Source organism: Burkholderia sp. GbtcB21 (assembly GCF_019091065.1).
GTDB lineage: Bacteria > Pseudomonadota > Gammaproteobacteria > Burkholderiales > Burkholderiaceae > Burkholderia > Burkholderia pyrrocinia_C.
The window spans coordinates 48,594-62,682 of the sequence record NZ_JAGXKA010000008.1 but is presented as its reverse complement, the minus strand read 5'-3'; the positions used below and the strand labels follow the sequence as shown (position 1 = coordinate 62,682).

13 protein-coding genes are annotated in these 14,089 nt (G+C 69.3%); 5 read left to right on the top strand and 8 right to left on the bottom strand.

Going from position 1 to position 14,089, the window contains the following annotated elements:
- Positions 1-7 precede the first annotated feature (7 nt).
- Positions 8-1,285 (bottom strand): efflux RND transporter periplasmic adaptor subunit, encoded by a 1,278-nt coding sequence (locus tag KVT39_RS19215; protein ID WP_034178902.1) that lies wholly within the window; start codon positions 1,283-1,285, stop codon positions 8-10.
- Between the two features lie 398 nt (positions 1,286-1,683).
- Here KVT39_RS19215 and KVT39_RS19210 point away from each other — a divergent pair, with 398 nt between their 5' ends.
- Entirely contained in the window at positions 1,684-2,325 is a 642-nt protein-coding gene (locus KVT39_RS19210) for a TetR family transcriptional regulator (protein ID WP_217589995.1), read from the top strand.
- Between the two features lie 110 nt (positions 2,326-2,435).
- Here the strand turns inward: KVT39_RS19210 and KVT39_RS19205 are convergent, their stop codons facing one another.
- Positions 2,436-3,089, bottom strand: coding sequence for a cysteine hydrolase family protein (locus tag KVT39_RS19205; RefSeq protein WP_217589994.1), 654 nt, complete (start codon positions 3,087-3,089; stop codon positions 2,436-2,438).
- Positions 3,090-3,241: 152 nt separating this feature from the next.
- Between KVT39_RS19205 and KVT39_RS19200 the strand changes: the two genes are divergently transcribed.
- Positions 3,242-4,249, top strand: coding sequence for a helix-turn-helix domain-containing protein (locus tag KVT39_RS19200; RefSeq protein WP_217589993.1), 1,008 nt, complete (start codon positions 3,242-3,244; stop codon positions 4,247-4,249).
- A 66-nt stretch (positions 4,250-4,315) separates the two neighbouring features.
- On the opposite strand, the gene KVT39_RS19195 is transcribed toward KVT39_RS19200, so the two are convergent.
- The 6 genes from KVT39_RS19195 to KVT39_RS19170 all read right to left on the bottom strand — a co-directional run bounded on the left by KVT39_RS19195 (position 4,316) and on the right by KVT39_RS19170 (position 9,696).
- Positions 4,316-5,023 (bottom strand): CoxG family protein, encoded by a 708-nt coding sequence (locus KVT39_RS19195; protein ID WP_217589992.1) that lies wholly within the window; start codon positions 5,021-5,023, stop codon positions 4,316-4,318.
- A 28-nt stretch (positions 5,024-5,051) separates the two neighbouring features.
- On the bottom strand, positions 5,052-5,411 hold the full coding sequence (locus KVT39_RS19190) for a DUF427 domain-containing protein (RefSeq protein ID WP_034179415.1): 360 nt from the start codon (positions 5,409-5,411) through the stop codon (positions 5,052-5,054).
- 136 nt (positions 5,412-5,547) lie between these two features.
- Positions 5,548-5,985, bottom strand: coding sequence for a carboxypeptidase-like regulatory domain-containing protein (locus KVT39_RS19185; RefSeq protein WP_034178906.1), 438 nt, complete (start codon positions 5,983-5,985; stop codon positions 5,548-5,550).
- A gap of 101 nt (positions 5,986-6,086) precedes the next feature.
- Complete coding sequence (locus KVT39_RS19180; protein ID WP_217589991.1) at positions 6,087-7,571, bottom strand: DegQ family serine endoprotease; 1,485 nt, start codon at positions 7,569-7,571, stop codon at positions 6,087-6,089.
- Between the two features lie 112 nt (positions 7,572-7,683).
- On the bottom strand, positions 7,684-9,030 hold the full coding sequence (locus KVT39_RS19175) for an ATP-binding protein (RefSeq protein WP_034178908.1): 1,347 nt from the start codon (positions 9,028-9,030) through the stop codon (positions 7,684-7,686).
- 3 nt (positions 9,031-9,033) lie between these two features.
- Positions 9,034-9,696, bottom strand: a complete 663-nt coding sequence (locus KVT39_RS19170) for a response regulator (protein WP_034178909.1) — start codon at positions 9,694-9,696, stop codon at positions 9,034-9,036.
- Positions 9,697-9,897: 201 nt separating this feature from the next.
- On the opposite strand from KVT39_RS19170, the gene dacB reads away from it, so the two are divergent.
- The 3 genes from dacB (at position 9,898) to KVT39_RS19155 (ending at position 13,962) form a co-directional block, all read left to right on the top strand.
- Positions 9,898-11,430, top strand: coding sequence for a D-alanyl-D-alanine carboxypeptidase/D-alanyl-D-alanine-endopeptidase (dacB, locus tag KVT39_RS19165; protein ID WP_217589990.1), 1,533 nt, complete (start codon positions 9,898-9,900; stop codon positions 11,428-11,430).
- 383 nt (positions 11,431-11,813) lie between these two features.
- Positions 11,814-12,728 (top strand): sterol desaturase family protein, encoded by a 915-nt coding sequence (locus KVT39_RS19160; protein ID WP_034178911.1) that lies wholly within the window; start codon positions 11,814-11,816, stop codon positions 12,726-12,728.
- Between the two features lie 94 nt (positions 12,729-12,822).
- The gene (locus KVT39_RS19155; protein WP_034178912.1) at positions 12,823-13,962 is read left to right on the top strand and encodes an SGNH/GDSL hydrolase family protein; all 1,140 of its coding nucleotides are present in this window, start codon (positions 12,823-12,825) and stop codon (positions 13,960-13,962) included.
- Positions 13,963-14,089: the final 127 nt, after the last annotated feature.

Here is a 14,089-nt window from a genome sequence, read left to right as displayed (position 1 = left end):
CTCCCTGTTATTGCGCGCTCGAAGCAGCGGCAGCACTCGCCGGCGCGGCGCCCGATGCGGCGGCACCGGAAGCGGCGGCGGCGCCGGAACCGGCGGCAGCCGGTGCGGCGGTTGCGGCGGCGGCGCCCGATGCGGCATCGGCCGCCGGTGCGAGCTGCGCCGGTACCGACTTCACGGTCGCACCCGGGCGTACCTTCTCGCCGCCCTGCACGATCACGTGATCGCCCGCTTGCAGACCGCCTTCGACGATCCAGTTCTGGCCCTGCATGCCCGTCGTCTTCAGCGGACGCGGCTCGACCTTGTTGCCGGCGTTCACCACCATCGCGATCGCCTGGCCCTTCTGGTCATGCGTGACGCCGATCTGCGGCACCAGGAACGCGTTCTCGTTCACGCCCTGCTCGATCCGGGCGCGCACGAACATCCCCGGCAGCAGCACCTTGCCCGGGTTCGGGAAGACCGCACGGATCGTCACCGAGCCGGTGGCCTGGTCGACCGTCACGTCCGAGAACTGCAGCTTGCCCGGCTCCGCATAGGTCTTGCCGTCCTCGAGGATCAGCGACACCTTCGCCGCGCCCGGGCCGCTCGTCTTCAGGCGGCCGCTCTGCACGTCCTGGCGCAGCTTCAGGCCTTCGAGGCTCGACTGCGTGAGGTCGACATACACCGGGTCGAGCTGCTGCACCGTCGACATCAGCGTCGCCTGGCTCGCCTGCACGTACGCGCCCGGCGTCACTTGCGAAATGCCGACGCGGCCGGTGATCGGCGAGACCACGTCGGTGTAGCCGAGGTTGATCTGCGCGGTGTCGACCGCCGCCTTGCCGGACGCGACGTCCGCCGCGGCCTGCCCTTGCGTGGCCACCGCGTTGTCGTAGTCCTGCTTGCTGACCGCGTTCGCGGCCACCAGCACCTTGTAGCGCGCGACCAGCGCGTTCTGCGTGGCGAGGTTCGCCTGCGCCTTCGCGAGCGTCGCCTTCGCGCTGTTCAGCGCGGCGATATACGGCGCCGGATCGATCTTGTACAGACGCTGGCCGGCCTTGACGTCGGTGCCTTCGGTGAATTCACGGCGCAGCACGATGCCGTCGACCCGCGCGCGGACCTGCGCGACGAGGAACGCGCTGGTGCGGCCGGGCAGCTCGCTGAAGACCGGTACGGCTTGCGGCTGGACGGTGACGACGCCGACTTCCGGCGTTTGCGGCGGCGGTGCCGATTCTTTTTTTCCGCAGGCAGCCAGGAAAACCGCGGCTGCCGCGACAGTGATCAAGCGGTATGGAACCCGTTCGACGCGCATGGAGCGACCTCTGTGTGTAACCAATGGAATAAGTGCAGCACCCGGCGGGAGCGCAACACGGATGCGCCTCGCGGCGCAGATCGAACACCTGAATTACTGGACTGCTGGATACAGCACGTCGGCACGAAACCTCCATGCCGACGGGATGCCGCGAACTGCGGATGGTACTTGGGGCGGGAATCAGCAGAGTGGGATATTAACTGATTGCCACTTGGGTCATTCGATCGTAGGGTGGTATTGTATATACATTCACGAATGTATGTAAAAAGCCCGTTTGTATCGCGCCGACTGTCCAGTCTTACGAATTATTACCCGTCGCAAGCATAGCCAATCCGCATGACGGCAACGAGGGTTGCGGACCCTATATTCACCTACGATCGATCCAATCAGGCCTGCACATGGTCAGACGTACCAAGGAGGAGGCGCTCGAGACGCGCAATCGCATTCTCGATGCCGCCGAACACGTGTTCTTCGAGAAGGGCGTGTCGCACACGTCGCTCGCGGACATCGCCCACCACGCCGGCGTCACGCGCGGCGCGATCTACTGGCATTTCGCGAACAAGAGCGAGCTGTTCGACGCGATGTTCGACCGCGTGTTCCTGCCGATCGACGAGCTGAAGCGGATGCCGCTCGATGCACCGGGCGGCAATCCGCTCGAGAAGATCCGCAAGATCCTGATCTGGTGCCTGCTCGGCGTGCAGCGCGACTCGCAGTTGCGGCGCGTGTTCAGCATCCTGTTCATGAAGTGCGAATACGTCGCGGACATGGAGCCGCTGCTGCAGCGCAACCGCGCGGGGATGAGCGAGGCGCTGCACACGATCGACGCCGATCTCGCGGGCGCCGTGCGGCTCAAGCTGCTGCCCGAGCGGCTCGATACGTGGCGCGCGACGCTGATGCTGCACACGCTCGTCAGCGGCTTCGTGCGCGACATGCTGATGCTGCCCGACGAGATCGACGCCGAGCAGCATGCGGAAAAGCTCGTCGACGGCTGCTTCGACATGCTGCGCTACAGCCCGGCGATGCTGAAGGAAAAAGACTGACGGCACGGCGGCCGCCCGCGCGCCGTTTCATTTTCATCGATCGGCGAGCCGGGCCGGGCCGCGCAACAGTCGCGGCAATGCGCTTGCCCGCCTCCGTCTCCCCGCCAGGCTCAGGCCGCCTTCGCGCGATGCGCGCGTGCCCGCCGGTTCGACGCGGCTACCGAATCGCGCTTCGGCATCGGCGCGCCGGCCAGCCCGGCGATCCACGCGTCGGTCGACATCACGGCCGCGAAATTCGACTGGAACACCACCGTGTACGCGCGGTGAATCTCTTCGGCGCTCGCCGCGCCCGCTTCGTTCTCGTACGGCAACGCGCCCGTCGCATCCTCGAGATACTCGACGTTCAGTCCCGCGTGCGCCGCGTGATAGACCGTCGACGCATTGCAGTTGTGCGTCATGTAGCCGGCCACCGCGAGCGTGTCGACCCCGTGCGCGTCGAGCCATGCGGCAAGATCGGTCCCGGCGAACGAGCTCGCCTGCGCCTTCTCGATCAGGTGCGCGTACGGCCGGCCGGCGACGACTGCGTGCAGCGCGACACCGTCGGTGCCGGGCGCGAAGATCGGCGCGCCGGCCGGCGCGACGTGCTGGACGACGATCACCGGCACGCCGGCCGCATGCGCGGCGTCGATCGCGCGGCCGATGTTCGCGAGCGACACGTCGAGCGGCGGATACTCGATCGGCAGGTTGCCCGTCACGTATTCGTTCTGGACGTCGATCACGATCAGCGCGCGGCGGGAGGTGGTATGCGAGGCGGTGTTCGACATGAATGGCTCCTGGTCCTGACGCGCGGCCCCGCCCCGGAACGAGGCGGCCAGCGGCGCGATGCGATGCATTGTCGGACCGCATCGCCCGTGCGGACAGTGGCCCGATAGCCATTCTTCGATAAAATCGGGCCATCGCCATTCCGGAGCCCGTCATGACCGCCGTCGCGTCACCCGCCTCGCCTGCCCCGACCGTCGTCGCCGTGATCGCATACGACGGCATCAGCCCGTTCCACCTGTCGGTGCCGTCCGTCGTGTTCGGCAAGGAGCGCGACGCGGTCGCATCGCCGGCGTTCGAGTTTCGCGTCTGCTCGGCCGAGCGCGGCCCGCTCGCGACGACGGGCGGCTTCACGATCACCGCGCCGTACGGGCTCGACGCACTCGACGACGCGGACATCGTCATCGTGCCGGCGTGGCGCGACCCGGACGAAGCGCCGCCCGACGAGCTGCTCGACGCGGTGCGCGCGGTCGCCGCACGCGGCGCGCAGCTCGTCGGGCTGTGCCTCGGCGCGTACGTGCTCGCCGCGGCCGGCCTGCTCGACGGCCGCCCGGCCACCACGCACTGGGCGTGGGCCGACGACTTCGCACAACGCTTTCCGCGCGTGAAGCTCGATCCCGACGTGCTGTACGTGGACGACGGCAACCTGATGACGTCGGCCGGCACGGCCGCCGGGCTCGACTGCTGCCTGCACGTCGTGCGGCGGCGCTTCGGCTCGGATGCCGCGAACCGGATCGCGCGCCGCCTCGTGATCCCGCCGCACCGCCAGGGCGGGCAGGCCCAGTACGTGCCGCAGCCGGTCGCCGCGCACCCGCGCGATGCGCGGCTCGCGGGCCTGCTCGACTGGGTGCGCGCGCACCTCGACGCCGCGCACAGCGTCGATTCGCTCGCCGAACGCGTGCTGATGAGCCGGCGCACGTTCACGCGCCACTTCCGCCAGGCGACCGGCACGACCGTCACCGCGTGGCTGCAGGCCGAGCGGCTCGCGCGCGCGCAGCATCTGCTGGAAACCACCGGGCAATCGATCGACGCGATCGCGCAGGCGGCCGGCTACGGGTCGAGCGTGTCGCTGCGCCAGCATTTCGCGGGCGCGCTCGGCACGTCGCCGTCTGCGTATCGAAGGGAATTCCGCGGCGCCGGAGCCGGCGCCGATGCGAGGCAGTGATGCTCGCCGCGCGCGGAGGCGGGCGGGCCGTGAAGCGAAACCGGCGGGGTTCAGCGGCTCGGCCGCTCAGCCGCCGTTGATCCAGCGCGCCGCATAAAGCAGCAGCGCGACGAACACGATCATCGCCGCCCATGCCCAGACGGGCACCGTGCCGGCAGCACGATGATGAAGCACGCTGGCCGCACGCCCGGTCGGCGCGCCGCCAGCGTGCGGCGGCAGCGGACGCTTCGTCGCGGCCATCAGCGACGCCGGCCGCAGGAACACATGCTGGCGCCGCTGTGCGGCCGGGTTCGCGCGATTCGGCGCGAGGCCGTGCTTCGCCTGCACGACCGCGCAGAACTCGCGGAAGAAATCGTCGGTCCACTCGCGCAGCGCATTCTCGATCTGCCGCGCCGGCAACTCGACGAGCGGCCCGCTCGCCGTCGCCCAGACCACGTACTCGATGCTTGTGGCGTTCGCCTCGTCATCGGGCAGCAGCACCAGTTCGACCTGGCCGCGCAGCGCGCCGAGGCCGTCGGCCCGCGCCTTGAAATTGATCACGCGGCGCGGCCGCCCTTCCGCATCGCCCTGCTCGCCGGCCGCATGCGCACGCACGTCGTAGCGTGCGCGCAGCGGGCCGAGCGGCACCGTGATCGTCAGCGCGAACTCGCCGTGCGCGAGCTTCACGAACGATTCGCAATGGTCGAAGCTCGCCCGCAGCAATGCGGGATCCTCGAAGGCCTCCCGCACGACAGGCGGCGCGAGCGGGACGCGTAACGTGTCGTTCAGTTCCATGATGTCTCCCCGATGAACGCGCGCCGCATCAGGACGTCTCGACGAGACTGTCGATCCGTGCGACATCGAAGGCGACGTAGTGCGCAAGCGCGGCAGCGGCCGCCTTCGGTTCCTCGTAACTCCATGCAGCGTTCTCGATCACGCCGTCTTCCGTCTGCAAGTCGAAATGCACGGCTTCGCCCCTGAACGGGCAGGCGCTCGTCACGCCCGACTTCACGAGCCTGCGCATGTTGACGTCGCCGCGCGGCAGGTAATGGACGTCCGGCAGCCCCGCTTCCCGCACGGTCAGCACGCCGTGCGAATCGGCATACGTGATGCCGCGGTGGATCACGCGCACGCGATGGCGGTTGGGCACGATTTCAACGTGAGGGGCGGCGGCGTCTGACATCGTTTCTCCTTCGGGCGGCCCGGCAGGCAGGCCGGTGACAGGAAACGAAAAAAGCCACGGCACGAGTGCCGTGGCTTTCATTATGGGCGAAACTTCGTCCGATTGCGCAACCCGGGCGGGGGCTGCGTGCGGCGGGCTACTGCGCGCTCCACTGGAACGCGGCTTTCGCGCCGCCCTTCGCGCCGACCGTGACGGTACGGGATTCGTCGCTACCCTGGTACGACGCCTGCACCGTATAGCGCCCCGGCGGCACCTGCACGAGCATGTACGGCCCGCGCGTGTCGGTTTTCAGCACTTCGGCACCCTTGCCGTCGACGATCCGCACATGGACGTCGGCCAGGAATTCGCCGCCCTTGCCGGTGAAGCGCAGCGCCAGCGGCCACTTCGCCTCGTTGCGCTGGAACGCCGTCGATTCGTCCAGCCCGATGCCGCCGGACACGAAGGTGACGTCGCCCTGCTGGCGCGCGGCGGGCAAGCCGTCCGACTGCGCGTACGCGCCGGTCGCGCCGGCTGCGAGGCCGGCGGCCAACGCCGCGGCGACGGCAAATCGGGACACGTTGCGTAGATATTGCATGGCTCTCTCCTTTGGGTCGGAACACATACGGGGCGCCACGCCACGGGGTCGGACGACGGCGCCCGCCGCGGCCGGCCTGGCCGGCCGTCGGCCGTCGCCGGTCAGCTCAGGTCGACCGGCACGAAGATCTGTGCATTATCGCGCTGGATCAGCAGAGCAAGACTGTTGCCCGCGCCCTTCACCGCGTCGCGCAACTGCTCGGGGCTCGTGACCGGGCGGCCGTTGACCGCGAGGATCACGTCGCCGGGCTGGATGCCCGCGTTGGCGGCCGGCCCGCCGGCCTGCTGCACGATCAGCCCGTGCGACAGGTTGCTGGCGCTGCGCTCCTGCGGCGACAGCGGACGCACCGCGACGCCCAGGCGGCCCTGCTCGACCGGCCCGCCGTCGTTCGACGCGAGTTTTGCATCGGCCATCGCGCCGAGCGTCACGCTGATCGACTTCTTCGACTTGTCGCGCCAGATCTGCAGGTCGGCCTTCGTACCCGGCTTCAGGTTCGCGATCTGCGCGGGCAGCGACGTCGAATCGGCGACCGGCGAGCCGTTGACCGACAGGATCACGTCGCCCGGCTGCAGGCCCGCCTTCGCGGCCGGGCCGTTCGAATCGACGGAGCTGACGAGCGCGCCGTCCGGCTTCTGCAGCCCGAACGAACTCGCGAGCGTCTGGTTCAGCCCCTGCACGGCGACGCCGAGGCGGCCGCGGCTCACGTGGCCCGTCTTCACGAGTTCGTCCTTCACCTTGATCGCCTCGTTGATCGGGATCGCGAACGACAGGCCCTGGAAGCCGCCCGTCTGCGAGTAGATCATCGAGTTGATGCCGATCACCTCGCCCTGCAGGTTGAACAGCGGGCCGCCCGAGTTGCCGGGGTTCACCGGCACGTCGGTCTGGATGAACGGCGTGTAGTTCTCGTCCGGCAGCGCGCGCGACTTCGCGCTGATGATGCCCGACGTGACCGTGTTGTCGAAGCCGTACGGCGAACCGATCGCGACGACCCACTGGCCGACCTTGCTCTGCGCCGGATCGCCGATCTTCACGGTCGGCAGCCCGCTCGCGTCGATCTTCAGCACCGCGACGTCGGACTGCTTGTCCGAGCCGACGACCTTCGCCTTGTATTCGCGCTTGTCGGTCAGCCTGACCGTGACGACGTTCGCGCCGTCGATCACGTGCGCATTGGTGAGGATGTACCCGTCGGAGCTGATGACGAACCCGGAACCGAGGCTCGCGCTCGGCTGGTCGTCCGGCTGCGCGTCGCCGCCCATGCCCGGCACCTGGCCGTAGAAGTGCTTGAAGAACTGGTAGAACGGGTCGCTCGGATCGATCGGCAGCTGCGGCTGCGGCACGCGCCGCGCCACCTGCTTCACGACGTGCTTCGCGCTGATGTTCACGACCGCCGGGCCGTAGGTCTCGACGAGCCCGGAGAAATCGGGGATGCCGGTCTTCGCGGCCGCCTCGGCCGGCATCAGCGCGGCCGCCCGCGCGGGCGTGATGATCTGCGGATCGGCGCGGCGGGTGCCGGCAACGTAACCGGCCGACAGGGCGGCCGCCACGGCGACTGCGACGGCGCCGCGCGCAAGGAATCGGGTGTTCATCGTAGGACCTCCTCTTTGTTAGGACGCAGCGTAACGACCCTGACTTAAAGGAGGCTTAATCAGCCTTAAGCGGCGCTTAAGCGGGCCGGCAAGGCCCGTCCGACAGCGTTCTTCACACGGATTCGGACTGCGGCGGCGCCTCGGCCGGCATCTCGGCGTCGCGGAACACGACGCTGACGAGCAGGCCGCCCGCGGCCGCGTCGCCGAGCGACACCGTCGCGCCCTGCTGCGCCGCCACGCGCTTGACGATCGCGAGCCCGAGCCCGCTGCCCGACAAGTCGGCACGCGCCCGCGCGGAGCTGTCGCGGTAGAAGCGGTCGAACACCCGCTCGCGCTCGTCGGCCGGGATGCCGGGCCCGCTGTCGCCGATCTGGACGCACGCGCGGCCGGCCGCGTCGGAGGTCAGCGACACGTCGATGCGGCCGCCGTCCGGCGTGTACTTCACCGCGTTGTCGAGCAGGTTGCCGAACATCACGCGCAGCGCGCCGACATCCGCGACGACGCTCGCCGCGCGCGTCTCCTCGAAGCCGAGATCGATGTCGCGCCGCTGCGCGAGCGGCGCATGCGCGGCCACGCATTCGGCCAGCAGCGCCTGCAGGTCGACCGGCTCGCGCATCGTCGCACCGTCCGGCTCGGCGCGGGCAAGCGCGAGCAACTGCTCCGCGAGGCGCGTCGCGCGCGTGACGCCGTCCTGGAGATCCGCGACCGCCTCGCGGCGCGACGCGTCGTCCTTCGCGCGGGCGACGAGCTGCGCCTGGATCTGCACGGCCGCGAGCGGCGTGCGCAGTTCGTGCGCGGCGTCGGCCACGAACGCCTTCTGCGTGTCGAGCGCGGCCGACAGCCGCGCGAGCAGCCCGTTCAGCGCGCGCACGAGCGGCTGCACCTCGAGCGGCAGACGCTCGTCGGGCAGCGGATCGAGCGCTTCCGGCCGGCGCGCCTCGACCGCGCGCGTCACGCGGCCGAGCGGCGCCAGCCCGCGCCCGACGATCACCCACACGGCCGCGCCGAGGAACGGCAGCAGCACGATCAGCGGCCACAGCGTGCGCAGCGCGACGTTCGCCGCGAGCCGGTTGCGCACCGACAGCGGCTGCGCGAGCTGCACGACGTTGTCGCCGACGATCGCGCCGTACACGCGCCATTCGCCGCGATCGGTGCGCTCGGTCGAGAAGCCGAGCTCCGCGCGCGGCGCGATCGGCGCGCGCGGATGCGAGAAGTACATCAGCACGCCGTTGCGGTTCCAGATCTGGATCACGATGCCTTCGTCGCCGTTGGTCCGCGAGCCGAACACCTGCGAGAACGGCTCGGACGGCAGCGCCGCGGCGATTTCCTGCAACTGGTAGTCGAACAGCTCGTTCGCCTCGGCGAGCGCCTGCCGGTAGATCAGCCAGCCTGCGAGGCCGACGCCGGCGACGACGATCGCGAGCAGCCAGATCAGCAATTGATGACGAATCGACCTCACGCGTCAGCTTTCCTTGACGACCATGTAGCCGAGCCCGCGCACGTTGCGGATCAGGTCCGAGCCGAGCTTCTTGCGCAGTGCGTGGATGTAGACCTCGACCGTGTTGCTGCCGATCTCCTCGCCCCAGCCGTACATCTTTTCCTCGAGCTGGCTCTTCGACAGCACCGCGCCGGGCCGCGCGAGCAGCGCCTCGAGCAACGCGAACTCGCGCGCGGACAGTGCGACGGGCGCGCCGTCGAGCGTGACCTGGTGCGACGCGGGATCGAGCGTCAGCGCGCCGTGGCGGATCAGCGACTCGCTGCGCCCGGCCTGGCGGCGGATCAGCGCGCGCATCCGCGCACCGAGTTCGTCGAGGTCGAACGGCTTGACGAGGTAATCGTCGGCGCCCGCGTCGAGGCCCTTCACGCGATCGGCGATGGCGTCGCGCGCGGTGACGATCAGCACCGGCAGCGACAACCCGCGTGCACGCAGCGTGCGCAGCACGTCGGTGCCGTCGCGCTTCGGCAGGCCGAGGTCGAGCAGCAGCAGGTCGTACGTCTCGCCGCCGAGCGCCGTGAGCGCCGCGTCGCCGTCCTGCACCCAGTCGACCGCAAAGCCGTCCGAGCGCAGCGCCTTGCGCACGCCCTCGGCAATCATTCGGTCGTCTTCGACAAGCAGAATCCGCATCGGGACAGGCATCCATGGGTCGGGTGAAACACGCCGATCATTGTAGCGCCGCGAATCGCGTGCGCGGCATGCGCGCCGCAAAGTGATGCCTCAATGCGGCACGACACGCGATTTCGGCGGGCATTTGCCCACTTGTCTCTACAATGTGCGCTTGCGCGCGACGCACGCGCCGCCCGAGCCCCTGCTTACCCGTATTCGTCCATGCCGATTTCCGCCCTTTCCGCCCGGTTCGCCCCCCGCGCTCAAGCCTGCCTGCGCGCAGCCGCCGTCATCGCCACCTGCACCGCGCTGGCCTTCGCGCCGCCCGCGCAAGCCCGCAAGAAATTCCACAAGGAAGCGCGCAAGACCGCCGTCGTGTCGCCCGCCGCGCGTGCGGCCGGCCTGCCGGCATCCGTGCTCGTCGCGCTGCAGCGCGCGAAGGTGCCGGCGTCGGCGATGAGCGTCGTCGTCGAACGCGTCGGCGACCCGGAACCGCTGATCGCGTGGAATGCGAGCCGGCCGATGCTGCCGGCGTCGACGATGAAGCTCGTCACGACCTTCTCGGGCCTGTCGATCCTCGGCCCCGACTTCCGCTGGCGCACGACCGCCTACACGGACGGCACGGTCGACCCCGACGGCACGCTGCAGGGCAACCTGTACATCAAGGGCACCGGCGATCCGAAGCTCGTGCCCGAAGAACTGATCGACCTCGTCGACAAGATCCGCAAGGCCGGCATCAAGCGCGTGGCCGGCGGCCTCGTTCTCGACAAGAGCTATTTCGCGGCGTCGACGCGCGACCTGCCGTCGTTCGACGACGACGTGAGCGCGCCGTACAACGTCGGCCCCGATCCGCTGCTGTACGCGTTCAAGGCCGTGTCGTTCACGGTCACGCCGGGCGACGACGGCAAGGTGGCCGTCGACGTGCTGCCGCCGCTCGCGGACCTGTCGATCGACAACCAGCTGGTCGAAGGCACGGGCTCGTGCAGCGCGGCCGCCGCGGCCGCGCGCCCGACGCTGACGGCCGGCGCCGGGATGATGACGGCGTCGTTCGCCGGCGACTATCCGCTGCGCTGCGGCGCGCGCACCACCAACCTCGCGATCCTCGATCACACGACGTTCTTCGCGCGCGGCTTCCTCGCGCTGTGGCGGCAGGACGGCGGCACGATCGCGGGGCCCGTGAGCGAAGGCAAGGTGCCGACCACCGCGCGGCCGGTCGCCGTGCATCACAGCCCGGTGCTCGGCAGCATCGTCTACGACATCAACAAGTTCAGCAACAACGTGATGGCGCGCAACCTGTTCCTGACGATCGGCGCGGTCAGCGGCAAGCCGCCCGCGACGCCCGAGCAGTCGAGCCGCGCGATCCAGGCGTTCCTGCAGAAGAACGGCATCGCGATGCCGGACCTCGCGCTCGAAAACGGCTCGGGGCTGTCGCGCGAAGAGCACGTGAGCGCGCTGTCGCTCGCCGCGCTGCTGCAGGCAGCGAACGCGAGCCCGGTCGCGCAGGCGTTCGTCGATTCGCTGCCGATCGCCGGCATCGACGGCACGATGAAGAACCGCCTCACCAACGCCGGCGTGCTCGGCAACGCGCACATCAAGACCGGCACGCTGCGCGACGTGCGCGCGATCGCCGGCTACGTCGCCGGCGCCGACGGCCAGAGCTACGTCGTCGTCAGCTTCATCAACAACGACCAGGCGGAAGGCGCGCGCGCCGCGCACGACACGCTGCTCGAATGGATCTACGCGGGCGCGCACTGACGGCTCGCGCGCCGCGACGCGGCGCATCCCCGCCCCTCGGTCGACGTACGACGGCCACGGGGCGGCACCGCGCATCGGGCAGCCTTGGCGGGCAGCCCGTGCGGCCCGCCGCCTCGCATACGGAGTCCCGCCGTTCGCGGTTTGAAACGGCCACCGCCACCGATGCGCGACGCATCGCACGCCAGCCGTGCCCGTAAAACGGGGCCGCACCGCCCGGCCTCGCGCCGCGCGGTTTCCGTAGAAACCCTGTCCTCAGAGGGAACCCTCTACGCTGCCCCCTCGCCTAGCGCGTGGCGATTGCGTAGGCTGTTGGCCTGACCGATATCTACAACGGGCCACGCGCCCGGCCTCACGGCTTGCAGGGGAAAGGAGGAGACACGCCCATGCGATTCGACGTCGAATTGCTTCTGCTCGCGCTGGCGCCCGTCTTCCTGCTCTGCATCGCGTGGGAAGCCTGGCACCTCGCCCGCACACGTGCGCAGGACCATGTCTATGCGTGGCGCGACACGCTGTGCAATGCGGCGCTCGCGCTGATGCACCAGGGCGCGGACAAGATCGCGTGGCTCTTCGTGATCCCCGTCTATGCGTACTGCTACCGGCACTATCGCCTGTTCACGTGGCACGACGGCTGGCTGTCGTTCGCGGTGCTGTTCGTCGCGCAGGACTTCCTCTACTACGTGTTCCATCGCGCGAGCCATCGCGTGCGCTGGCTGTGGGCCGCGCACGTCGTGCACCACTCGTCCGAGCGGATGAATTTCTCGACCGCGTTCCGCCAGAGCCTGATGTACCCCGTCGCGGGCATGTGGGTGTTCTGGCTGCCGCTCGCGTTCGCCGGCTTTCCGCCGCAACAGGTCGTCGGCATCGTGCTGATCAACCTCGCGTTCCAGTTCTTCGTGCACACGCAGGCGATCGGCAAGCTCGGCTGGCTCGAGTACGTGTTCAACACGCCGTCGATCCACCGCGCGCACCATGCGCGCAACCCGCGCTACATCGACCGCAATTACGCAGGCGTCCTGGTGATCTGGGATCGCCTGTTCGGCAGCTATGTCGAGGAAACGCCGGACGACCCGCCGCAGTACGGGATCGTCGAGCGGCTCGGCTCGAACAACCCGCTCGTCGCGACGTTCCACGAGTGGGTGTCGATGGCGGCCGACGCGTTGCGCGTCGACGGATGGCGCAACAAGCTGCGCGCGATTTTCGGCCCGCCCGAATGGGCGAGCGCTTATCATGCGCAGGTTGTCGAGGCCGCGAACCAGGACCCGCGCACCGTGCCGCTTGCGGCTGCGCGCGACCAATAACCGTTTCAGCCAACGGCCGCCGCGCAGCCCGGTTCCGAGCAGGCACGCGGCAGATGAGAAACACATCAGGCCATATCTACGAGGAGATCGAACGATGCAGTCACAACAACAATTCCCGTCGCATATCCGGCAACGCCTGCTGCGCACCGCGCAGGTCGCGATCGCGGGCGCCGCGCTCGCGCTGCTCGCCGCGTGCGGCGGCGGTGACGACAACAACAGCAGCAGCGCGTCGAACACGCCGCCTTCCGGCGTGAAGATGCAGATCGTGTCGTTCGGCGACAGCCTGTCCGACGCCGGCACCTATTCGCAGATCAAGCTCGGCTTCGGCGGCGGCCGCTTCACGACCAACCCCGGCCAGGTGTGGACGCAGAACGTCGCGCAGTACTACGGCGACACGCTGCAGCCCGCGAACCAGGGCGGCTTCGGCATTCCGCTGCAGGCCACCGGCGGCCTCGGCTACGCGCAGGGCGGCTCGCGCGTGACGCTGCAGCCGGGCATCGGCCATGCTGACGCGAGCGTGCCGAACGCCGACTTCGCGCAAGCGACCACGACGCCGATCGCCGACCAGGTCAAGCAGTACCTGACGCAGCACGGCAGCTTCAACGCAGGCCAGATCGTGCTGGTCAACGGCGGCGCGAACGACATCTTCTACCAGGCGCAGGTCGCGCAGGCGCAAGGCAACACGCCGGCCGCGCAACTCGCGGCGGCGCAGGCGATCGGCCTGGCCGCGCAGCAGCTCGGCGGGATCGTCCAGCAGATCGTCGCGGCAGGCGCAACGCACGTGTTCGTGTCGAACGTGCCGGACATCGGCGGCACGCCGCTCGCGCTGCAGGGCGGCACGCAGGCCGCGTTCACGCAACTGTCGGGGCTGTTCAACAAGACGCTCGCCGGCACGCTGGCCGCGCTGAAGGTCGACACGACGAAGGTCGCGCTGCTCGACACGTTCACGTGGCAGGACGGCATCGCGGCCAACTACCAGGCGAACGGCTTCAACGTGTCGAACACCGACACCGCGTGCAACCTGAAGGCGATGGTCCAGGCCGCGACGCAGTACGGCGTCGCGAACGCGACCGCATTCGGCTCGTCGCTGTTCTGCTCGCCGCAGACCTACACGGTCCCGAACGCGGACCAGACTTACATGTTCGCCGACACGGTCCACCCGACGACGCGCCTGCACGCGCTGTTCGCGCAGTTCGTGGAAAAGCAGATCGCGGCTTCGGGCGTCGGCAAGTAAGCGGCATATAAACGGACCGCCGCCGGCCGGCACGCGCAACGCGCAGCCGGCGCGATCTCCCCAAAAAAAACGCCCGACCGGTTCGCCGGTCGGGCGTTTGTCATTCATGGGCCGAGGCTTGCGCCGG

Excerpts from the sequence above, each read along its gene's own strand:
- KVT39_RS19215 (WP_034178902.1), bottom strand. The coding sequence starts at position 1,285 with ATGCGCGTCGAACGGGTTCCATACCGCTTGATCACTGTCGCGGCAGCC.
- KVT39_RS19210 (WP_217589995.1), top strand. The coding sequence starts at position 1,684 with ATGGTCAGACGTACCAAGGAGGAGGCGCTCGAGACGCGCAATCGCATT.
- KVT39_RS19205 (WP_217589994.1), bottom strand. The coding sequence starts at position 3,089 with ATGTCGAACACCGCCTCGCATACCACCTCCCGCCGCGCGCTGATCGTG.
- KVT39_RS19200 (WP_217589993.1), top strand. The coding sequence starts at position 3,242 with ATGACCGCCGTCGCGTCACCCGCCTCGCCTGCCCCGACCGTCGTCGCC.
- KVT39_RS19195 (WP_217589992.1), bottom strand. The coding sequence starts at position 5,023 with ATGGAACTGAACGACACGTTACGCGTCCCGCTCGCGCCGCCTGTCGTG.
- KVT39_RS19190 (WP_034179415.1), bottom strand. The coding sequence starts at position 5,411 with ATGTCAGACGCCGCCGCCCCTCACGTTGAAATCGTGCCCAACCGCCAT.
- KVT39_RS19185 (WP_034178906.1), bottom strand. The coding sequence starts at position 5,985 with ATGCAATATCTACGCAACGTGTCCCGATTTGCCGTCGCCGCGGCGTTG.
- KVT39_RS19180 (WP_217589991.1), bottom strand. The coding sequence starts at position 7,571 with ATGAACACCCGATTCCTTGCGCGCGGCGCCGTCGCAGTCGCCGTGGCG.
- KVT39_RS19170 (WP_034178909.1), bottom strand. The coding sequence starts at position 9,696 with ATGCGGATTCTGCTTGTCGAAGACGACCGAATGATTGCCGAGGGCGTG.
- dacB (WP_217589990.1), top strand. The coding sequence starts at position 9,898 with ATGCCGATTTCCGCCCTTTCCGCCCGGTTCGCCCCCCGCGCTCAAGCC.
- KVT39_RS19160 (WP_034178911.1), top strand. The coding sequence starts at position 11,814 with ATGCGATTCGACGTCGAATTGCTTCTGCTCGCGCTGGCGCCCGTCTTC.
- KVT39_RS19155 (WP_034178912.1), top strand. The coding sequence starts at position 12,823 with ATGCAGTCACAACAACAATTCCCGTCGCATATCCGGCAACGCCTGCTG.